General features: G+C 32.0%; 16 protein-coding genes. 14 read left to right on the top strand and 2 right to left on the bottom strand.

The features are described from left to right. Positions 1-121: 121 nt before the first annotated feature. From ACXGQT_RS04110 to ACXGQT_RS04125, 4 genes are all read left to right on the top strand, one after another. Positions 122-1,315: a saccharopine dehydrogenase C-terminal domain-containing protein gene (locus ACXGQT_RS04110; RefSeq protein WP_457830137.1), complete on the top strand. Its 1,194-nt coding sequence runs from the start codon at positions 122-124 to the stop codon at positions 1,313-1,315. An 83-nt stretch (positions 1,316-1,398) separates the two neighbouring features. Next, positions 1,399-2,535, top strand: coding sequence for a carboxynorspermidine decarboxylase (gene nspC, locus ACXGQT_RS04115; protein WP_457830138.1), 1,137 nt, complete (start codon positions 1,399-1,401; stop codon positions 2,533-2,535). A 107-nt stretch (positions 2,536-2,642) separates the two neighbouring features. Further along, the gene (locus ACXGQT_RS04120; protein WP_457830139.1) at positions 2,643-2,834 is read left to right on the top strand and encodes a cold-shock protein; all 192 of its coding nucleotides are present in this window, start codon (positions 2,643-2,645) and stop codon (positions 2,832-2,834) included. 170 nt (positions 2,835-3,004) lie between these two features. After that, the gene (locus ACXGQT_RS04125; protein WP_457830140.1) at positions 3,005-5,107 is read left to right on the top strand and encodes an alpha-L-fucosidase; all 2,103 of its coding nucleotides are present in this window, start codon (positions 3,005-3,007) and stop codon (positions 5,105-5,107) included. A 234-nt stretch (positions 5,108-5,341) separates the two neighbouring features. Here the strand turns inward: ACXGQT_RS04125 and ACXGQT_RS04130 are convergent, their stop codons facing one another. After that, positions 5,342-6,058 (bottom strand): LytR/AlgR family response regulator transcription factor, encoded by a 717-nt coding sequence (locus tag ACXGQT_RS04130; protein ID WP_457830141.1) that lies wholly within the window; start codon positions 6,056-6,058, stop codon positions 5,342-5,344. A 60-nt stretch (positions 6,059-6,118) separates the two neighbouring features. After that, positions 6,119-7,192 carry a sensor histidine kinase gene (locus ACXGQT_RS04135; RefSeq protein WP_457830142.1) on the bottom strand — a complete coding sequence of 358 codons (1,074 nt, stop codon included), beginning with the start codon at positions 7,190-7,192 and terminating at the stop codon, positions 6,119-6,121. A 121-nt stretch (positions 7,193-7,313) separates the two neighbouring features. Here ACXGQT_RS04135 and ACXGQT_RS04140 point away from each other — a divergent pair, with 121 nt between their 5' ends. Genes ACXGQT_RS04140 through ACXGQT_RS04185 form a run of 10 tightly spaced genes read left to right on the top strand, consistent with a single transcriptional unit; the run spans position 7,314 to position 23,885 of the window. Further along, positions 7,314-9,557, top strand: a complete 2,244-nt coding sequence (locus tag ACXGQT_RS04140; protein ID WP_457830143.1) for a GH92 family glycosyl hydrolase — start codon at positions 7,314-7,316, stop codon at positions 9,555-9,557. A gap of 37 nt (positions 9,558-9,594) precedes the next feature. Continuing rightward, the gene (locus ACXGQT_RS04145) at positions 9,595-11,472 is read left to right on the top strand and encodes a sodium:solute symporter family protein (RefSeq protein WP_457830144.1); all 1,878 of its coding nucleotides are present in this window, start codon (positions 9,595-9,597) and stop codon (positions 11,470-11,472) included. Between the two features lie 34 nt (positions 11,473-11,506). Beyond that, positions 11,507-12,472, top strand: coding sequence for a glycoside hydrolase family 130 protein (locus ACXGQT_RS04150; RefSeq protein WP_457830145.1), 966 nt, complete (start codon positions 11,507-11,509; stop codon positions 12,470-12,472). A gap of 3 nt (positions 12,473-12,475) precedes the next feature. Beyond that, positions 12,476-13,543 (top strand): carbohydrate-binding family 9-like protein, encoded by a 1,068-nt coding sequence (locus tag ACXGQT_RS04155; RefSeq protein WP_457830146.1) that lies wholly within the window; start codon positions 12,476-12,478, stop codon positions 13,541-13,543. Positions 13,544-13,599: 56 nt separating this feature from the next. Further along, the gene (locus tag ACXGQT_RS04160) at positions 13,600-14,718 is read left to right on the top strand and encodes a glycoside hydrolase family 18 protein (RefSeq protein WP_457830147.1); all 1,119 of its coding nucleotides are present in this window, start codon (positions 13,600-13,602) and stop codon (positions 14,716-14,718) included. Positions 14,719-14,738: 20 nt separating this feature from the next. After that, complete coding sequence (locus tag ACXGQT_RS04165) at positions 14,739-15,827, top strand: family 10 glycosylhydrolase (RefSeq protein WP_457830148.1); 1,089 nt, start codon at positions 14,739-14,741, stop codon at positions 15,825-15,827. 27 nt (positions 15,828-15,854) lie between these two features. Continuing rightward, on the top strand, positions 15,855-16,871 hold the full coding sequence (locus ACXGQT_RS04170) for an isoaspartyl peptidase/L-asparaginase family protein (RefSeq protein WP_457830149.1): 1,017 nt from the start codon (positions 15,855-15,857) through the stop codon (positions 16,869-16,871). Positions 16,872-16,881: 10 nt separating this feature from the next. Continuing rightward, the gene (locus ACXGQT_RS04175) at positions 16,882-20,028 is read left to right on the top strand and encodes a glycoside hydrolase family 2 TIM barrel-domain containing protein (RefSeq protein ID WP_457830150.1); all 3,147 of its coding nucleotides are present in this window, start codon (positions 16,882-16,884) and stop codon (positions 20,026-20,028) included. Between the two features lies 1 nt (position 20,029). Then, on the top strand, positions 20,030-22,351 hold the full coding sequence (locus ACXGQT_RS04180) for a glycoside hydrolase family 20 protein (RefSeq protein WP_457830151.1): 2,322 nt from the start codon (positions 20,030-20,032) through the stop codon (positions 22,349-22,351). Between the two features lie 49 nt (positions 22,352-22,400). Continuing rightward, the gene (locus ACXGQT_RS04185; protein WP_457830152.1) at positions 22,401-23,885 is read left to right on the top strand and encodes an alpha-L-fucosidase; all 1,485 of its coding nucleotides are present in this window, start codon (positions 22,401-22,403) and stop codon (positions 23,883-23,885) included. The last annotated feature ends 2 nt before the right edge of the window (positions 23,886-23,887 follow it).

Genomic DNA, 23,887 nt, shown 5'->3' on the forward strand with positions numbered 1-23,887 from the left:
AATTGATTATCAATAAAATAGCAATCATTTTTTCATCAAAAAAAAATGACTATTTTTAAGCGTAGTTTGAAAAAAAAATTACATTTGCCGAAAATTATAAATCAATTTAACAACATTAAAAATGTCTAAAGTTTTAATCATTGGTGCTGGTGGAGTTGGTAGCGTTGTTGCACAAAAGTGTGCTGCTTCTCCTGAAGTTTTTTCTGAAATTATGTTAGCAAGTAGAACAAAATCTAAATGTGATGCAATTGCTGCTTTAATTAAGGATAGAAAAATTCAAACCGCACAAGTGGATGCAGATAGCGTACCTGAATTGGTAGCGTTATTCAATGAGTTTAAACCTGAGTTGGTGATCAACGTTGCGTTGCCTTATCAGGATTTAACCATCATGGATGCTTGTTTAGAAACAGGTGTTAACTATTTAGATACTGCTAACTACGAGCCTAAAGATGAGGCTAAGTTTGAGTATAGCTGGCAATGGGCTTATCAGGATAAGTTTAAAGAAAAAGGATTAACTGCTATTTTAGGTTGTGGTTTTGATCCTGGAGTAACTAGTATTTATACTGCTTATGCTGCTAAACATCATTTTGATGAAATTCATTATTTAGATATTGTAGATTGTAATGCAGGAGATCATGGTAAAGCATTTGCTACCAACTTTAACCCAGAAATTAACATCCGTGAGGTAACTCAAAAAGGACGTTACTGGGAAAATGGACAATGGGTAGAAACTCAGCCACATGAAATTAAACAGGCTTTAAATTATCCAAATATTGGAGCTCGTAATTCTTATGTTATTTATCACGAAGAATTAGAATCGTTGGTTAAAAACTTTCCAACCTTAAAGCGTGCTCGTTTCTGGATGACTTTTGGTGATGAATATTTAACGCACTTACGTGTGATACAAAATATTGGTATGGCTAGTATTGAGCCTATTATGTACAAAGGTGTAGAAATTGTTCCCTTACAATTCTTAAAAGAAACTTTACCAAAACCAGAAGAATTAGCTGATGGTTATACTGGTGAAACTTCTATTGGATGTAGAATTAAAGGAATTAAAGACGGACAAGAAAAAACCTACTACATTTGGAACAACTGTAAACACCAAGAAGCTTTTGAAGAAACCTCTTCTCAAGGAGTATCTTACACTACTGGAGTACCAGCCATGTTAGGGGCAATGATGTTCTTAACAGGAAAATGGAGAAAACCAGGAGTGTTTAACGTAGAAGAATTCAATCCAGATCCATTTATGGAACTAATTGGTCAATACGGCTTGCCTTGGCAAGAAGAAATTAATGGTGATTTAGAATTGTAATAAAAGTATTCAACACACTATAATATATAGGTAGTAAGTACTTCTTTTCACAAAGACACTTACTACCTTTTTTAATTTATACTATGAACTACAAACAACTACCTTCTTCTGCTTTTGTTTTAGAGGAACAATTGTTACGCAACAATTTAAGTTTAATAAAAAATGTGCAAGACCAAGCGGGAATAGAAATTATACTGGCTTTTAAAGGTTTTGCCATGTGGGGAGCTTTTCCTATTGTTCGTGAATATATTAAAGGAGCTACAGCTAGTTCTTTATACGAAGCTCGTTTGTGTTTTGAGGAAATGAAAACCAAAGCTCACGTATACGCAGCTGCTTATGTTCCTGATGAGTTTGAAGAATTAATGAGTTATAGCTCACATATTGTGTTTAACTCTGTAGCACAATTCAACAAATATTATCCTCAGACCTTAACTTCAGATCACAAAATTTCTTGCGGAATAAGAATCAACCCTGAGCAAAGTGATGTAGAGGTAGATTTATACAATCCTAGTTCTCCAAAATCTAGATTAGGAGTTTTAAAAGATTTTATGCCCGAAGTTTTACCCGAAGGTGTAGAAGGATTACATTTTCATGTATTATGTGAATCGGATTCTTATAGCTTAGAAAGAACATTAGCAGCCTTAGAAAAAAGATTTGGAGAATATTTACATCAAATTAAGTGGATCAATATGGGAGGTGGTCATTTAATGACTCGTAAAGGATATGATACCGAACATTTGATTCAATTACTTAAAGCCTTTAAAGAAAAGTATAACATCCACATTATTCTAGAACCAGGAAGCGCATTTGCATGGGAAACAGGGGTATTAACCTCACAAGTATTAGATATTGTAGAAAGTAGAGGTGTAAAAACAGCTATGTTAGATGTTTCTTTTACAGCACACATGCCCGATACTTTAGAAATGCCTTACAGACCTAAAATTGTTGGAGCTTCTGATCCTGATGAAAACAGCAAATTTGTGTACCGATTAGGGGGAACTAGCTGTTTGGCAGGTGATTTTATGGAAAACTATGCCTTTGAAAATGAATTAAATATAGGAGATACTCTTATTTTTAAAGATATGATTCATTATACCATGGTAAAAACAACCATGTTTAACGGAGTAAAACATCCCGACATTTGTATTTGGACTGTAAATAACACCTTAAAAACACTACGTAAGTTTAACTACGAAGATTACAAATCAAGACTATCCTAGTAACCTACTGAAAAACAATTTATTATATTTTAAAATAAAAGTAAGTTTATAGTATATAATCACTTAAATAAACTACCTTGCGGCTTTAAAATATACAATTTATTATTATGAGTAACGGTACAGTAAAATTTTTCAACGATTCAAAAGGTTATGGATTTATCACTCCAGAAGATGGAAGTAAAGATGTGTTTGTTCACATTAACGGATTAACTGATGAAATTGCAGAAGGAGACAAAGTTTCTTATGACGTTGAAGAAGGTCGTAAAGGATTAAACGCAGTAAACGTACAAGTTATCTAATTTGATTCCTTTACTATAAAGTTTAATAAAAAGCCTATCATTTATTTGATAGGCTTTTTGATTTTAAGAAATTTAATACCATTAGCCTATATAAATTGTTATCAGTCGAAATTATTCACTTTTTTCCTTTATAATACTCATATTAGCATACTATTACCAAGCATACTATCATGAGAAAAGAAAAATTTGTACTATTTTTTTTAACAATAGCAATTACAATTGTTAGTTGTAATAAAACAGTAGCACCTCCAAAAGCTATTGCTCCTACTCCATCAGAAAAGCAATTAAAATGGCACGATATGCAATTTTATGCTTTCACTCATTTTTCTTTAAACACATTTACCAACAAAGAATGGGGATATGGTGATGAATCTCCAGAATTATTTAATCCTTCGGAACTAGACACCAAACAATGGGCTAGAATTGTAAAAGAAGCTGGTATGAAAGGAATTATCATAACCGCCAAACATCATGATGGATTCTGTTTGTGGCCATCAGCTTACACAGAACGTTCTGTTAAAAACTCTCCATGGAAAAATGGTCAAGGAGATGTGGTTAAGGAATTGGCAGCTGCTTGTAAAGAATATGGTTTAAAACTCGGAATCTATCTTTCTCCATGGGATAGAAATCACCCTGAATACGGAAAGCCAGGTTATATTACTTATTTCAGAAACCAACTAAAAGAATTATTAACCAATTATGGTGATATTTTTGAAATTTGGTTTGATGGAGCCAACGGTGGTGATGGATATTATGGCGGAGCTAATGAAATGCGAAAAATTAACACTTTAGAATATTATAATTGGGAAGATACTTATAAAATGATTTATGATATTGCTCCTAACACACTTACTTGGGGAGTGGGTCCCTCAGAAGCAAGATGGATTGGGAACGAAGAAGGAAGAGCTGGTAAAACCAATTGGGCTCCATTACGTCAAAAAGATGAATTGGCAGGAAAAGTTCATTACACAGAATTTATGTCTGGACATATTGATGGTGAAAAATGGGTGCCAGGAGAAGCTGATGTTTCTACAAGACCAGGTTGGTTTTATCATGAAGTAGAAGATGACAAGGTAAGACCTATTGAAGAAATGGTTGACATTTATTACGAGTCTATTGGTAGAAATGCCAATTTGCTTTTAAACATCCCTATAGATAAAAGAGGACTTGTTAATAAACATGATGAAGCTAGATTAAAAGAATTAGCTACTATTATTAAAGCTGATTTTAAAACTGAATTACTTGTAAACAGTAAAGTAACGGCTACAAATGTACGTGGAAATAATAATGCTTATGCAGCAAAAAATGTAATCAATAATAAAAAAAACAGCTATTGGGCAACCAATGATAGTGTCAATTCTGCTTCTATTACTTTTGAGTTTAATCAGCCTACAGACATTAACAGGTTGCTTTTACAAGAATATGTAAAACTAGGACAACGAGTTAAAACCTTTTCTGTAGAAGTCAATATTAACGGTGTTTGGAAAATCATTGCCAATGAAACTACTATTGGATATAAAAGAATTCTTAGGTTTCCTCGTGTTAAAACAACAGCTATTAAAGTAAATATTACCGATGCTAAAGGATGTTTGGTCATTTCTGCAATTAAAGCTTACAATGCACCTACTTTGGTGCACTCACCAAGTATAGAACGTAATAAAAACGGCTTAATTATTTTAAAAGCAAAAGATAACAATTCTATTTATTACACATTAGACGGTACTACACCATCAACAAAAAGCTTTTTATATAAAGAACCATTTATTTACAACAATTCTGTTACAATAAAAAGCATTGCCTTAAACCCTGTAGAAAATATTATTAGTGCTACTAGTACTGCTAAATACGGAATGTCTAAAGAAAAATGGAAAATAATTTCTGCTTCTAGTGGAGATTTAAAAACAGCTGACAGAATTATTGATGGAAACCCAAGAACTACATGGGGATTAGGAAACAATCAAAATAAATTACCTCAAGAAATTGTCATAAACCTGGGAGTAAAAATAAACATAAATGGTTTTACTTATTTCCCACAACAAGTTGGTAGCAACTTGTATTTAATTTCTAATTATGAATTTTATACTAGTACAAACAACATAAATTGGACAAAAAGATCTTTTGGAGAGTTTTCTAACATTAAAAACAACCCTATTGAACAAACAAAAACATTTACCCCATGTTTTGCTCAATATATAAAATTTGTTGCCACAGCAGCTATCGGAAATTCAAATAGTGTATCTATTGGTGAAATTGGAATTGTAGAGAGCAAATAATGTAATAAACAATCCTTTAAGGCTTTATAGAGGTTACTTGTCGAAATTATGCAATTTAAAAACCTATGTATTTGTAATTTTAAATGGTAAACAAAGTTAAATACAATATTATGTTTTAAACAACAAGATTGTTAAAGACCTAGTATGATTAAAATATTAATACCGATAGAGTATTAGTTTGAGTTTTATTAAGTTAAGTTAGATGGTTATCAGGAGTGGTAACCATCTTTTTTATTATATAGATGAGTTTAATATTTTCTGTTTTGCTTCTTCTAAATACGATCTTCCTATTACATACCTAAGTCCTTCAATTTCTATACTATTTCCTTCTACTGCATCTATTTTATCTATAGCAACAGTATAAGACCTATGTATTCTAATAAAGTCTCTTGAGGGTAGTAAATTGGTAAAATCTGTTAAAGTACTATGTACAATATACCTCCCCGAGGTTGTATTAATTTTTAAATAATCTTTTAGGCTTTCTACCACCAATATTTCATCTAAAAATATTTTCTTCATTTTCTTTTTATCAATCTTGACAAAAAGATATGGTCTTTCTTTAGAACTTTCTGATGATGTTGTTTTACTTGTAATATCTAATCTTCTTTCTATTTTATTTAAAGATTTCATAAACCTTGGAAACTCTATTGGTTTTACCAAATAATCTAGCACATCTAGTTCGTAAGTTTCTATTGCAAATTCATCATAAGCACTTGTAATAACTAATAAAGGAGGTATTTCTAAACTTTTAATAAAATTTATTCCATCTAAAACAGGCATGTTAATATCTAAAAAAATAACATCTACAGTGTTGTTTTTTAAAAAATTTAAACCATCTATTGCATTGCCAAACGTGTTAACTATTTCAAAATTTTCTATTTTTTCTAAATAATTTTCAATAATGTTAATCGCTAGTGGTTCATCATCAATAATTAAACATTTTATCTTCATATTCTTCTTTAATATCTTTTAAGTTGTTACAAACAATCAACTCAAAAATTTTTATAAAATTTATTTACCCACTTTAATTTTAAGCTTAACAATAAATTTATTCTTTTTACTCTTAAGTTTTAAACTGTAGTCGTTTTTATGATATCCTAATTCTAGCCTTTTTTTTACATTTTCTAATCCTATACCACTAGACTGTTTTAAATTGTCTTTATGTTCTGTGACACTAGGCATTGGGTTGGATATTGAGAAGTATAAATATTCTTCTACAATTTTAAATTTGATATTAATTTTAACCTTCCCTATATTTTTGTTTGCTCCATGCTTAAAAGCATTTTCTACAAAAGTTAACAAGAGTATGGGAGCTATTTCCTTTTCTTGAATATCACCAGAAATATCAACATTAACCTCTAAAGAATCGCTATGTCTAACCCTTTCTAAATCTAAATAATTTTGAATACAAAGAATTTCATTCTCTAAAGTCTGTCTGGTTCCCCTTGTTTCATATAACAAATAACGCATTAACTCCGATAGCTTCAAAATTATTCTTGGAGTATTTTTAGACTGCACAACAGCCATAGAGTATATATTGTTTAATGTGTTAAAAAAGAAATGTGGTGAAATCTGGTTTTTTAAAAACAATAACTCTGTTTGTAATTGTACTTTTTCTAAATCTGAAACCCTTCTATGCTCTTTTAAAAAGTCTAAGGTTATTTTTATAGCCGCCACAAAAGCCACTACATAAAACTCCCCTATCATCATATCTATAGTATAATTTAAAGACAATCTATCTATAGGCATTGGTCCTTCAGGCCAAACATTATGACTTATTAATAGATAAGTTAAATTAAACTTAACCATTACCATTACAAAAATAGCCGACAACACAGATATGATATATAAAAAATATTTCTTTCTGTAAACCAATAATGGCATTAACACAAAAATATTAAGATAACATAAAGTCATGTGTATGGGAAAACCTAATAAATTGGTTTTTAACGAGTACACATAATCATCAAAATAACTACCCCAACGAAAAGTGTTAAATAAAAAATAAATCACCCAAAAAATTACGTGATACTGCCATGATATTTTATAAATCTTAATCTCATCTGTATTTATCTCGGGATTCATGGGGTAATAGGTATTTTAATATTTTTTTGGTGTTTAGGGATGTAAAAGTGTCATCCGTCTAAATTACTTTTATAAAACGTAAAATTAATGAAAATTTATACTTAAATAACAACAAACCACTATGAAGAACTTTAAACTATCTATTTTATTATTGGTTTTTATTACTAGTTGTAAAAATAGCACAACTAAAAACATTACTGATAAACAAACATTTACAAATAATGTAAATCCTTTTATTGGAACTGGTGGTCACGGACATACTTTCCCTGGAGCAAGTGTTCCTTTTGGAATGTTACAAGTAAGTCCAGACAATGGAATTTCTAGCTGGGACTGGTGTTCTGGTTATCACTATTCTGATTCTATTGTGGTTGGTTTTAGTCATTTACACCTTAGCGGAACAGGTATTGGAGATTTGGCTGATATTTTATTAATGCCTACCAATAAAAAGGTAGACTTAACTATTAATACTAAAAATAGAGATTCTATTCCTTATAAATCTACCTATAACCATACTAACGAAACATCTAAACCGGGTTATTATCAAGTATTTTTGGAAACACCAAAGGTTAACGTTGAATTAACATCATCATTAAGAACCGCTTATCATAAATATACTTTTGCTAAAAATGATGAACAATCTGTTGTGTTAGATTTAGGTTTTGCTATTAACTGGGATACTGCTTTAGAAACTCAAATTAACATAGAAAATGAACATACTATTAGTGGTTATCGTTTTAGCAAAGGATGGGCACAAAATCAAAAAGTGTTTTTTGTAGCAGAATTTTCTAAGCCAATAGCTCATTATAATTTAGTAGCCAATCAAGAAACTGTTGAAGGAACTACCGTAAAGGCTGAAAAAACAAAATCTCAATTATTTTTTAATGCAGAAGATAGTAATGAATTGTTGGTAAAAGTAGCCGTATCGTCAGTAAGCATAGACAATGCAAAAGAAAACTTAGATAAAAACTCAACTTTCAACAACACCAAAGCAAATACAAACAATATTTGGAATACTGCTTTGGGTAAAATTAAAGTAGAAACGCCTATAGACTCTCTTAAAAATATTTTTTACACCGCCATGTATCATACACAACTGGCTCCCGTAACTTTTAGTGATAAAAATGGACAGTTTAGAAAAGAAAATGATGTTTTAGAAAAAGCTAACAATTATACAGCCTACTCAACCCTTTCTCTTTGGGATACTTTTAGAGCAGAAAACCCCTTGCTGACTCTATTAGCCCCAAAGATTACCTCTGATGTTGTAAACTCTATGTTGGCTTATTACGAAACTAAAAACATATTACCTGTTTGGACATTATACGCTAATGAAACCAATACCATGACAGGATATCATTCCATTCCTGTTATTGTAAATGCCTATAAAAATGGTGTAAAAGGCTTTGATGTTGAAAAAGCTTACAAAGCAATGAAAACAACCATGATGCAAGATGAACGTGGTTTAAATTATTATAAAGAATACGGTTACATTCCTTATGAATTGTTAGATGAATCTGTAACTATTACGCTTGAATATGCTTTTGATGATTGGTGTGTAGCACAAATGGCAAAAGATTTAGGTTATCATGATGATTACAATTTTTTCTTAAATCGTTCCAAAGCTTATCAATATTTATTTGATAACAAAACAGGATTTATGAGAGGAAAATCTAAGGACGGAAAATCTTGGAATACTCCTTTTGACCCTAAACATTCTAACCACAGAGAACAAACAGATTATACCGAAGGAAATGCTTGGCAACACAGTTGGTTTGTTCCTCATAATGTAGAAAACTTTATTTCATTACACGGTAGTGATAAAGTTTTTACCAAAAGATTAGAACAATTATTTACTGAGAGTTCTGAAATTACTGGAAATAACATTTCTGCCGATATTTCTGGATTGATTGGACAATATGCTCATGGTAATGAACCTAGTCATCATATTGCCTATATGTTTAATCATGCCAATCAACCATGGAGAACACAATATTGGGTACGTCATATTTTAGATACACAATACAACACTACTCCTAATGGATTAAGTGGTAACGAAGATTGTGGACAAATGTCAGCTTGGTATATTTTTAGTTCAATAGGCTTATACCCAATGAACCCTGCTTCTGGAGATTACGAAATTGGAAGTCCCATTTTTGAAAAATCTACCATCAACCTACCTAATGGAAAGACGTTTGTAATCACTGCTAAAAATGTTTCTGATAAAAACATTTACATCCAATCAGCAAAACTAAACAACCAAGAATATAATTATACCTCTATTTCACATCAACAAATCACCTCTGGTGGGGAGTTAGTATTTGTAATGGGAGCTACACCTAATAAAAACTGGGGAATTGTAAAAAAATAACCCCTAAAGAAATTATCAACATAAAACTATACTAAACATGCATATTATTGATTTAACCATTATCATATCATACATCCTTTTAACCGTAGGTGTTGGTGTTTGGATTTCTAAAAAAGCTTCTAAAGGATTAGACAGCTATTTCCTTGGAGGAAAATCCATCAAATGGTACTATTTAGGACTAAGTAACGGATCTGGAATGTTTGATATTTCTGGAACTACTTGGATGGTTGGAATCTTATTTTTGTATGGAGTAAAAAGTTTTATGTTCATGTGGCTTTGGCCTATATGGAATCAAATTTTTGTAATGATGTTCTTAGCTATTTGGATAAGAAGATCTAAAGTAATGACAGGTTCTGAATGGATTTTAACTCGTTTTGGAAACGATAGATCTGGAAGAGCCTCACACATTATTGTGGCCATTTTTGCCATTGTTTCAGCCATAGGATTCATCGCTTACTTTTTTGAAGGAATTGGTAAGTTTATGACCGTTATTTTACCTTGGGATTTAACCATTCTAATGGGAAATAGTACTTTCTTAAAATCGGAGCAAACTTACGCACTTATCATTATTCTTTTAACCACCATTTACACCATTAAAGGAGGTATGTTTTCTGTGGTAGCTACTGAAGTTTTACAATACGGAATTATGGTTATTGCTGGTTTATTAGTAGCTGGTTACACTTTAATTAACTACACTGATATTCAAATAAACGCTATTATTTCTGAAGAATGGAAAAACATTTTCTTTGGATGGGAATTAGATACACATTGGAGCGATAAATACAGTGCTTTTAATAATTTAATAGATTCTGAAGGATACAAAATGTTTGGAGCCTTAGTAGGAATGTCTTTATTTAAAGGATTTTTTGCTAGTGTTGCAGGGCCTACTCCTAGCTACGATTTACAAAGAATTCTTTCTACAAAATCAGTAAAAGAAGCGGCTTATATGAGTGGTTTTACCAACTTAATTTTATTTATTCCTAGATATTTATTAATTGGTGGAATTGTTGTAATTGCACTAGTTACATTGGCTCCTCAATTAAATGAAAATCCATTATTAAACGGAAGCGATTTAGAATTAATTTTACCAACAGTTATTAACTTTCACGTCCCAGTAGGGATTAAAGGTTTGTTATTAGCTGGATTATTAGCTGCATTTATGTCAACCTTTTCAGCTTTTGTAAATGCTGGACCAGCTTATATTGTAAACGATATTTATAAAAAATACTTTAAACCAAAAGCAACAAGTGAGCATTATATAAAAGTAAGTCACATTGCCTCTTTTCTTGTGGTTGGTTTAGGGGTTTTTATGGGGTTCTTTGCCAACTCCATCAACTCATTAACACTTTGGATCACTAGTGCTTTGTTTGGTGGTTACGTAGCTGCAAACTTCTTAAAATGGGTTTGGTGGCGTTTTAACGGATGGGGATATTTTGGAGGAATGTTAGCAGGATTAGTAGTTGCTTCTTTTCAATTTATTTTAGACCAAAACAAAGGAAGTTTTACCGAAGGAACTTTATTGTATGATTTAACAGAACTACAAGCCATTTACTTATTCCCTATCATCTTTTCATTCTCTATTTTAGGATGCTTAGTGGGTACCTTTTTAACAAAACCAACAGATATCAATGTATTAAAATCATTTTACACCAATGTAAGACCTTGGGGTTGGTGGAAACCTGTTTATAAAGAACTAAAAAACGAAAATACAAACTTTGAAAAAAATAAAGATTTTGCAAAAGATATGTTTAACTGTACAATAGGAATTATATGGCAATCTAGTATGATTGTGCTCCCTATTTTCCTTTTAATTAGAGATTATCCAAAAACCTATGTTTCGCTAGCAGTATTTATAATTACTAGCATCATTTTAAAATACACTTGGTTAAACGGTGTTAAAAAAATAGAAGACTAAAAAAATCAACAACATAAATTAATAGAAATAAACAATGAAAAATATTCCTTGGCAAGACAAACCAGAAAACAGCAATGATGTTGTTTGGAGATATACAGAAAACCCAATTATTGATAGATATGCAATCCCTTCATCAAACAGTATTTTTAACAGTGCTGTAGTTCCTTTTGGAGATGGATTTGCAGGGGTGTTTAGATGTGATAACAAAGCAGTACAAATGAATATTTTTGCTGGTTTTAGTAAAGACGGAATCAATTGGGACATTAACCACGAACCAATTGTAATGCAAGCTGGAAACACCGACATGATTGAATCTGACTACAAATATGATCCTCGTGTGGTATTTATAGAAGATAGATATTGGATTACATGGTGTAACGGATACAATGGTCCAACCATTGGTATTGGTTACACTTTTGATTTTAAAGAGTTCTTTCAGTGTGAAAATGCTTATTTACCATTTAACAGAAACGGAGTATTGTTCCCTCAAAAAATCAATGGAAAATATGCCATGTTAAGTAGACCTAGTGATAATGGTCACACTCCTTTTGGAGATATTTGGATTAGTTATAGTCCAGATATGAAATACTGGGGAGAACATAGGTTGGTAATGAAACCTACACCTTTTGAAGATAGTGCTTGGCAGTGTACCAAAATTGGTGCAGGTCCAATTCCTATTTTAACCGATGAAGGTTGGTTGATGTTATATCACGGTGTGATCAACACTTGTAACGGATTCCGTTATTCTATGGGAGCTGCTATTTTAGATACAGAACAACCAGACAAAGTAAAATACAGAACACAACCTTATTTGTTGGCTCCTGCCGAATTATATGAGCAAGTGGGTGATGTAGGAAATGTTGTATTTCCTTGTGCTGCATTGCATGATATTGAAGAAGACAAATTAGCCATTTATTATGGTGCTGCAGATACTGTTGTTTCCATGGCATTTGGTAAATTGAGTGAAGTAGTTGAGTTTACAAAAAACAATAGTTTATAAAATATGAAAGGTAGATTTACATTGTTATCCCTAGCCATTTGCACCTCATTATTAAGCTGTGCCCAAACAGAAAACAAAATCACTCCTAAACAATTTATTGCCTACAAAACTTCGCAAGAAATGGTAATAGATGGTCAAGGAACTGAGGATGCATGGAAAAAAGCTGAATGGTCTGATGCTTTTATTGATATTGAAGGAATTGAAAAACCTAAATATGATACAAAAGTAAAAATGCTTTGGGATGATAAGTACTACTACATTCTTGCAAAAATGGAGGAACCTCACGTTTGGGCAACTTTAAAACAACGTGATACCATTATTTTTTATAACAATGATTTTGAAGTTTTTATAGATCCCGATGGAGATACTCAAAATTATTACGAATTAGAAATCAATGCTTTAAATACGGCTTGGGATTTGTTTATCAACAAGCCGTATAGGGAGCAAAATGTGGTGTTAAATGATTGGAATCTTACAGGATTAAAATCAGCAGTCACCATTGATGGAACTTTAAACAACTCTAAAGATACAGACAAAGGATGGATCTTAGAAATTGCCATTCCCTGGAAAGCATACAGAGCTTCTTATTTTCATCAGAATGTACCAAAAGATAATTTTTGGAAAGTGAATTTTTCTAGAGTTAACTGGCAACACGATTTAACCAATGGCAGATATTCTCGTAAAAAAGATGCAAATGGTAAGTTTCTTCCAGAATACAATTGGGTATGGTCTCCAATGGGGGTAATTAATATGCACGAACCCGAAAAATGGGGTTATGTATATTTTTCTTCAAAAGAAATTGGTACTAAAGACAATTTTACCATACCACAAGATGACAAAGTTAAATGGGAGCTATACACTTTATACAGAGCGCAAAAAAACTACTATAAAACACATCAAACATGGGCTAAAACCATGGATGATATTCTTAAAGATGAAGTAGTTTTGGCAGGTCAAAAATTAAGCTTTCAATTAGAAAATCACGCTAGCGGATATAACATCATCACTACCAGTCCTTTTTCTAAAAAAACATACATTATTAAAGAAGACGGTCAAGTTTTTGAGAAATAAAAATTAATAAAAAACGGTTAATTTTAATAGCAAACCATTTAAACCATACATCACAAATGAAATCAATTTACGCCATATTAATTACTAGCTTATTTATTGCTTGTTCTAGCTTACAAAAAAAGCAAGAAGAAAAACAAGATTTAAAAGTAATTGGTTATGTAGCAGGTTATGAAGATTTTGATCCTGCTAATATTGATGCTAAAAAATTAACACATATAAACTATGCATTTGCCAATATTGTAAATGGAAATGTGGCTTTTGAATTGCCTACGGATAGTTTAAAAATTGTTCACACCTTAAACTTAAAAAAACAAAATCCTGATTTAAAAGTATTGTTTTCTATTGGAGGATGGGTTTGGTCAGATCAGTTTTCATCTGTAGCTGCTTATCCAGACTCTAGAGAAAAATTTGCTAAAAGCGCTGTAGACTTAATGAAATCTTATGGTTTTGATGGAATAGATATCGATTGGGAATTCCCTGGTCAACGTGAAGAAGACAATGTTTTTAGACCTGTAGATAAAGACAATTTTACTTTGCTTTTAAAAGAATTACGTAAGCAATTAGAATTAGTAGAAAAAGTAGATAACACCCATTATTTATTAACCATTGCTTCTGGTGCCAATCAACTTTATATTGATAACACAAACTTAAAAGAAGCACATCAATATCTTGATTTTATCAATGTGATGTGTTATGACTATTACAACGGATGGTTTCATCAAACAGGACATCATGCCAACTTATATCCATCTAAACATGAAAAATATGGAGGAAATAGCGGACTTGAAGCTATTGAAAGACATTTAAAAGCTGGAGTACCTGCCAACAAATTAATTATGGGAATTCCATTTTACGGAAGAAGATGGGAACAGGTAAATCCTAAAAACAACGGTTTGTACCAAACTGCTAAAACAGCCAATAGTATTGTTGCTAGATGGAAAATATTAGAAGAAATGAAATCAGGAAAATTCCAAGAATTCTATGATGAATCTGCCAAAGCCTCTTATTTGTGGAATGCTCAAGACCGTATTTTTATTTCTTGGGAAACTCCAAAAGAAATAGAGGTCAAAGCAGCTTTTATTAAAAAACATCAACTAGGGGGTGCTATGTTTTGGGAATATAGTTTAGATAACAATCAAGAACTCTTAAATCAACTAGACAAAAGCATTCATTAAAAACTAACAAATACCTACCCATGAATTATTTTAAATTACTTATCATCTCATTATTTTTTGTGGCTTGCAATCAACAAAAGCAAGACTCATCAAAAGTTGAAAAAAATGTATTTGAATTTGGTGTATGGACCACTGCAAATCCAGAAAAAACAAATAAAGATTATACTGCTGAATTCAAAAAATATAAAGACGGTGGAATTGATGAAGTATTAATCAACACCAATACAGATCCAGAATTATTAAAAAGATTGGTTCCCCTTGCTAAAGAACAAGGTTTAAAAGTTCATGCTTGGATCATGACCATGAATCGCCCAGGAGATACTATTGCCTTACAACATCCAGATTGGTATATGGTCAGTAGAAGTGGTAAATCTTGTTTTAATGAGAGACCTTATGTAGATTATTACCAATGGTTATCCCCTAGTCATCCAGAAGCTCGTGAACACATATACGGACTGTTAGAAGCATTGGCAAAAGTTGAAGGAATAGAAAGTGTGCATTTAGATTACATTCGCTACCCTGATGTTTACCTGCCTATAGCCTTGTTACCTAAATATGGAATTGAACAAAACACAGAATTACCAGATTACGATTTTGATTATTCTGATGCTAGTGTAAATGCATTTATAGAAGAATTTGGAAAAGATCCTAGAAAAATGGAACATCCTGAAATTGATATGGAATGGAAAAACTTTCGTTTAAATCAAATTAAAAACGTGGTAGACCATGCTCATGAAATTGCTCATAAACACGGAAAAACATTAACTGCAGCAGTATTCCCTTACCCTGAAATGGCAGACCATATGGTTCGTCAACGTTGGGACAAATGGGATATTGATGAAGTATATCCAATGATTTATCATAACTTTTATAATGAAGATGCCAATTGGGTTGGTTTTGCCACCAAACAAGGAGTTGAAGATTTAAAAGGAAGAAAAACCAAATTAAATACAGGTATTTATATTCCTGGAGTGAATTCTCAAGCAGAATTAAAAGAAACCATTTTACTAGCTAAAAAAATGGGAGCCAAAGGAGTTTCTTTCTTTGATGGAAATGCATTAACTGAAGAAGATTTAAAAACCATAAAAGAAACAAAAGCTAGTTTATAATAACAAGAACTTATAAAACTTTACCTCATGTCAAACAGAAGAGATTTCATCAAAAAAACCGCCTTAGGAACCATAGGATTAGGAACTGCTTTAGGAGCAAATGCCATGTTAAAATCTGAAAGTTCTAAAGAAAATACCATCAAAAAAAACAAGAAAAAACCATTAATTATATCTACATGGAATCATGGTTTACCTGCCAATGAAGAAACTTGGAAACAATTAAAAAATGGAAAACCTACGTTAGATGCTATTGAGGCTGGAATGATGATTCCCGAAGGTGATCCAAAAGTGAGAAGTGTTGGTTATGGTGGATATCCAGACAGAGAAGGTCATGTTACCTTAGATGCCTGTATTATGGATCATAATAGTGATTGTGGTTCTGTATCTTTTTTAGAGGGAATTAAACATCCTATTTCTGTTGCCAAAAGAGTTTTACAAAATACTCCACACGTAATGCTATCTGGTGAAGGAGCTCTACAATTTGCTCTTGAAGAAGGATTTAAAGAAGAAAACTTATTAACACCAGAATCTGAAAAAGATTGGAAAAACTGGCTAGAAGCATCAAAATACAAACCTGTCATCAACATAGAAAATCATGATACCATTAGTATGTTGGTGATTGACAATGATGGAAATATTTCTGGTGGTTGTACTACTAGTGGTGCTGCTTGGAAAATGCACGGTCGTGTGGGAGACTCCCCTATTATTGGTGCAGGATTGTTTTTAGACAATGAAGTGGGTGCTGCTGCAGCTACAGGTTTAGGAGAAGCTGTTATTAGAACTGCTGGTAGCGCTATGGTAGTTGAGTTAATGAGACAAGGAAAAAGCCCAAACCAAGCTTGTAAAGAAATTGTAGAACGTATTTACAACAAACACAAAAACCATAGAGATATGGAATATTTACAAGTAGGATTTATTGCTGTAAATAAAGAAGGTGAACACGGTGGATACAGCTTAAGATCCGGATTTAACTATGCAGTTTACGATGAAAAAAACGGAAACAGAATGGAAGACTCTAAATTTAAAATGACTTGGGATAACTAATTATAAATTGATGAAAACCAACCCCTACATATTTTTATTTTTCATACTTGCTTCACTTTCTAGTGTGGCTCAAGATTCTATTCCTTATTGGCAAAACCAAAATATTAATGAGGAAAACAGGCTACCTATGCATGCTTCTTATGAGGTTTATAATAATATAGAAGATGCTCAATTAGGGGATTGGAAACAAGCTAAAAACTACCTAAACCTAAACGGAACTTGGAAGTTTAAATATGTAAATGCACCCTCAGAAATTCCGCATGGTTTTGAAAAAACCAACTACAATGATACTGCTTGGGATGATTTTAAGATCCCCGCCAATTGGGATGTCAACGGATATGGTTACCCTGTATACACCAATACCACTTATGACTTTGACAATATTATTGAGGTAAATCCACCAACGGTTCCTACAAGTTATAACCCCGTAGGAATCTATAGAAAAGAAATTACTATTGATGAAAGTTGGGAAAAAGAAACCATTCTTTTACATGTAGGTGCCGCAAAATCTAATCTCACCGTTTGGGTGAATGGCGTTTATGTTGGTTATGGTGAGGACAGCAAACTACCACAAGAATATAATATTACATCTTTTGTAAAATCGGGTAAAAACACGCTTGTTTTAAAGGTGATGAAATGGAATGATGGTTCTTATTTAGAATGTCAGGATTTTTGGAGAATGAGTGGAATTACAAGAAATTCTTACTTGTACACTAGAAATAACACACATTTGGTTGATTTTGAAATCACACCAGATTTAGACAAAACTTATACTGATGGAACTTTAGATATTAAAACTACTTTTTCTACTATTGAAAAGAAAAATAAGTACAAGCTAGAGGTTCAGTTAAAAAACAAGGATAAATTAATTAGCTCTGAAAGTTTTAAAATTAATAATGAAACTTTAAACAACAGCCTTCATTTTAAAATCAAAAACCCTAAAAAATGGACAGCTGAAACCCCTAATCTTTATCAAGTAAATTTTATCTTAAAAGATAAAAAAGATAGAGTTGTAGAAGTTATTACTCAGAATGTTGGTTTTAGAAAAATAGAAATTAAAAACGGACAATTATTGGTAAATGGTAAAGCTATTTATATCAAAGGGATCAACCGCCAAGAAACTGATCCTACCACCGGACAAACCATTTCTAGAGAAAGAATGGAGCAAGACCTTAAACTTTTAAAGGAGTTTAACATGAATGCCGTAAGAATGTCTCACTACCCTAACGATGAATACTTTTATGACCTTTGTGACAAGTATGGAATCTATTTGGTAGATGAAGCCAATTTAGAATCTCACGGAATGGGATATGAGTTTACCAAAACTTTGGGAAACAAACCTGATTGGGAAAAAGCACATTTACAAAGAATTAAGAGAATGGTAGAAAGAGACAAAAATCATCCTTCTATTATTATTTGGAGTATGGGGAATGAAGCCGGAAACGGATATAATTTTTACCAAGCTTATTTATGGTTAAAAGACAGAGATCCATCAAGACCCATTCAATACGAAAGAACTTCTACAGCAGGTTGGGAAGGAAAATCTATGAAGTTTGATTGGAATTCAGATATTATTTGTCCGCAATACAGTTCTCCTAAAGGAATGCAAGAATATATTGATTTTAATCCTAATAGAAAACGTCCTTATATTTTAAGTGAATATGCACATGCCATGGGGAATTCTATGGGGAACTTTAAAGATTATTGGGATTTATTTAGAAGTGTAGACAATTTTCAAGGCGGATTTATTTGGGACATGATAGACCAGTCTATTTACAAAACTCAAAAAGATGGAACCAAAACTTTTGCTTATGGTGGAGATTTTGGACCTAAAAATGTACCTAGTGCCAACAATTTTTTAAACAATGGTGTTTTTAATCCAGAGCGTAAACCAAATCCTCATGCTTTTGAAGCTAAAAATGTGCTGCAAAATATTTTAACTTCTTGGGAAGATAAAAACACTTACAAGCTAAAAGTTTTCAATGAATTTTTCTTTAAAGACCTTAGCAATGTTAGTTTACACTGGCAATTAATATTAGATGGAAAACCTAATTTAGATGGTGTTATTGATGTTTTAGATATTCAACCTCAACAATACAAAACCTACTCCTTGCCTATTTCTTTAAAGGTAAAAACATATCAAGAAGCTTTTGTAAATATTAGTTATCATTTAAAAAGTAAAGAACCCTTTTTATCAAAAGGATATGAAATTGCCAAAGAACAACTTCATGTACATGGAACATGGAAAAATGATATTTCTTTAAATACAACTTCAAAGTTAAACATTCATCAAAAAAATAAAGAAGTTACTTTTAGTGGAAATAATATCAGCATTACTTTTAATAAAAAAACTGGTTTTATTGAGGAATACAGCTATCATCAACAAAACATTTTAAAAGAAGGAACTGCCATTCGTCCTAATTTTTGGAGAGCTCCAACGGACAATGACATGGGTGCTAGTTTTCAGAAAAACTTATTGCCTTGGAAACAAGCTAGTGAAAATCCTAATTTAAAAAGTTTTAAATACTACAGAACTAAAAACAATAGCATTATTGTAACATCTGAATATCATTTACCACAAGTCTCTGCTGATTTAACCTTGACTTATGAAATTGATAATCTTGGAGAAATCATTATCAATCAATCTTTAAGTATTGATAAAAACATCAAAACTCCCATTTTACCAAGATTTGGAATGGAGATGATATTACCAAAAAGTTTTGATCACATTTCTTACTACGGAAGAGGGCCTATAGAAAATTATGTAGATAGAAAATACAATACACAAGTAGGTTTGTATCATCAAACGGTGTCAGATCAATATTATCCATATATCCGTCCGCAAGAAACTGGAAACAAAACCGATGTTAGGTGGCTTTCTTTAAAGAATCAAAACATCAACTTAAAAATTACTTCTGATAAATTGCTTAGCACAAATGCTTTACACTATTTAACAAGTGATTTAGATGATGGGTTAGAAAAAAATCAAAGACATGCCTCTGACATAAAAGAACGAGAATTAACCAGTCTTAAAATTGACAGTAAACAAATGGGACTTGGTGGTATAGATAGTTGGAGTGCCTGGCCAATGGAAAAATATTTGCTTCGCGAAAAAAACTATCAATATCAATTTAAAATAACCCCTACAAAACAATAATATGAGTAAGTACAAACAAATACTAGTGCTAACTTTGTTAGTTATTTTTAGTGCTTGTACAAAGCCTAAAACTTTTACAGAAAGTGATATTCACATCACTCCAAAACCTGTATCCCTAAAACTAGAGAAAGGAAATTTTAAGTTTTCAAAAAACACGCAATTTCATGTTACAAATGCAGAACAAAAAGAAATAGCCTATATTTTAATTCAAAAATTTCAAAAATCGGCAGGTATAACACTTATTACCAATAGTAGAATACCAACAGAAAACTACATTACTTTTAAGACCAATCCTGACTTAAAAAAAGAAGCATATGAGCTAAATGTTACTGAAGACTATGTTGAAATTATAGCTAGTAGCCATGCTGGTTTTTTATATGGTATGGAAACTTTAAGACAGTTATTACCAGAAGAAATAGAATCTACTAAACTAGAAAGCACTACAAAATGGGTAATTCCTACCTTAACAATAAAAGACGAACCAAGGTTTTCTCACAGAGGTTTGATGTTAGACATTGCTCGTCATTTTTTTAACAAAGAGTATATTTTAAAAACCATCGACCGTTTGTCTATGCATAAAATGAATGTATTGCACTTGCATTTACAAGACGATCAAGGTTGGAGAATTGAAATAAAAAAATATCCTAAATTAACCGAAGTTGGTGGATGGAGAGTAGATCAAGAAGACAAAGCATGGAACTCTAGAGAAATTAACGATCCAAATGAAAAAGGAACTTATGGTGGATTTTTAACTCAAGAGGAATTAAAAGAAATTGTGGCTTACGCTGCTACAAAAAACATACAAGTAATTCCTGAAATAGAAATGCCTGCACATGTAAGTTCAGCCATTGCTGCTTATCCTGAACTTTCTTGTAAAGGAGTACCTATTGGTGTTCCTTCTGGCGGAGTTTGGCCAATTACAGATATTTATTGTCCGGGAAAAGAAATTACTTTTGAGTTTTTAGAAGATGTATTAACAGAAGTAATGGATATTTTTCCATCAAAATACATTCATATTGGTGGAGATGAAGCCACAAAAACCAATTGGAAAACTTGTCCACATTGTAAAAAAAGAATTCAACAAGAAGGTTTAAAAAACGTTGATGAATTACAAAGCTATATGATTACTCGTATGGAGAAATTTGTAAATGCTAAGGGGCGTAAAATTATTGGATGGGATGAAATTTTAGAAGGTGGTTTAGCTCCCGATGCAACGGTAATGAGTTGGAGAGGAACCAAAGGAGGTATTGAGGCTACTAAACAAGGACATGATGTTATTATGACTCCAGAATCTCATTGTTATTTAAATTTTTATCAAGGACCACAAAACGAAGAACCTAAAGCCTTTAATGCTTACACGCCATTAAATAAAGTTTATGAATTTGATCCTGTGGTAGAAGGAATGACTCCTGAGCAAGCAGAACATGTATTAGGTGGTCAAGCAAACTTATGGGCTGAGTTTATTACTAGCAATGAGTTATCAGAATATATGTTATTTCCAAGATTATCTGCTTTGGCAGAAACTTTATGGAGTCCAAAAGAAGCCAGAGATTGGTCTGATTTTTCTGCAAGAATTCCATTTTTGTTTAAACGTTTTGATTATTTAAACATCAACTACTCTAAAAGCGCTTATTTAATTACAGCAAAAAGCAGTGTAGATATCAACACTAAAAAAGTGTATTTAACTTTACAAAACGAATTTCCTAATCCAGACATTCGTTATGTGTTAGGTGATCAAGACATCTATAATAATGCTATAAAATATAATGATTCTATTCAGATTGATGACACAACTGTGTTAAAAGCTTCTTTGTTTAAAGACAATCAACCTGTTGGTAAAGTATTTGTAGATACAATTAAATTCCACAAAGCGGTAGGAAGTAATATCACCTTTAAAAAGCCTTTTAACAGTAATTATAGGGGTGATGGACCTTTGAGCTTGGTAAACATTATTAGAGGTAGTAAAAACTTTCACGATGGACAATGGCAGGCTTGGTTGGTTGATGATATGGAAGCTGTGATTGATTTAGGTAATGAAAAAGAAATTACACAAATAACTGTAGGAACTTTAGAAAGTCAAGGCTCTGGAATTTACTATCCTACAGCTGTAAAAGTTTTAGTTTCTAACAATGGAAAAGACTATAAACAAGTTGGAGAAATAGCACGTACATACAAAGCAAACCCTAATGTTGAATTGTTAAATTTTAATATTGAATTCAAGTCAACAAAAGCAAAATATGTAAAAATCATTGCCAAAAACCTTAAAGAAACTCCCGAAGGAGGAAATACTTGGTTGTTTGTAGATGAAATATTGGTAAATTAAAAAGTAAAGAAATAGTTAATTAGTATAGTAGAAATTAAAAACAGTAAACATGAAGAAAAGAATAGCAATGCTAGCCATGCTTCTATCGGCTCAGTTATTTTCGCAAGCCATTTATGAAGATGAAAGATATGTACCAGAAACTGACCCATTAGTATTGGAAAAATTAGATGAATGGCAAGACAAAAAATTTGGATTGTTAATGCACTGGGGAACATATAGTCAATGGGGTATTGTAGAATCATGGTCTATTTGTCCTGAAGATTACGGATGGTGTGAACGCAAAAAAGGTAGTAATCCTGATAACTATAACCAATACGTAAAGGATTATGAAGATTTAAGAAAATCTTTTAACCCTACTAAATTCGACCCTACCAAATGGGCAAAAGCAGCCAAAGATGCTGGAATGAAGTACATGGTTTTTACCACCAAGCATCATGATGGTTTTAACATGTTTGACACCCAATATTCTGATTATAAAGTAACAAATTCTGATGTTCCTTTTAGCACCAACCCTAAAGCAAATATTGCTAAAGAAGTATTTAGTGCTTTTAGAAATGAAGACATGTGGATTGGAGCATATTTCTCTAAACCAGACTGGCACAACGAAAACTACTGGGATCCTTACTTCCCTCCTTTTGATAGAAATGTAAATTACAATCCTGCTGCTTACCCTGAAAAATGGCAAAAGTATGTTGATTTTACTCACAACCAAATTTTAGAATTGTTAACAGATTACGGTAGCATAGATATTTTATGGTTAGATGGTGGATGGGTTGCCAAAACACCTAAAGAAGAAATTAAACAAGGATATACTGCTAAATTTCTTGAAAACAAATCTGAAAACGGATTTATCAAACACCGTATTGTTGACCAAGACATTAAAATGGATGAATTGGTAGTAAAAGCTCGTCAAAAACAACCAGGTTTAATTGTGGTTGACAGAGCCGTACATGGTAAAAATCAAAACTACTTAACTCCAGAAAACAGAGTTCCAGAAAAAACTTTGCCTTACCCTTGGGAATCTTGTATTACTTCTGGTGGAGGATGGTCTTACACTCCTGATGCAAAATACTTATCAGGTAGAGAAGGAATTCACATGTTAATTGATGTGGTAGCCAAAGGAGGAAACTTATTATTAAATGTTGCTCCAGGACCTGATGGAACTTGGCAACAAGGTGCTTATGATTTGTTAGCAGATTACGGTGCTTGGTTAGATGTAAATGGAAATGCTATTTACAATACAAAACCTATTGCTCCTTTTAAAGAGAACAACATTTGTATGACACAAAACAAAAAAGAAAATGTGTTCTTGTTTTACATGGCCAAAGAAGGTGAGAATACCATTCCATCTGAAATTGTTGTAAAATCAATCAATCCTAAAAAAGGAACTAAAATTACCATGTTAGGTTCTAGAACCAAATTAAAATGGGAAAAATTAGACCAAGGATTTAAAGTTATCATTCCTGAAAAACTAAGAAATAGCTTGCCTTGTAAAGAAGCTTGGACATTAAAAATTGAAAAAATCATTCGATAGTT

This window comes from Wenyingzhuangia sp. IMCC45467, assembly GCF_054111205.1.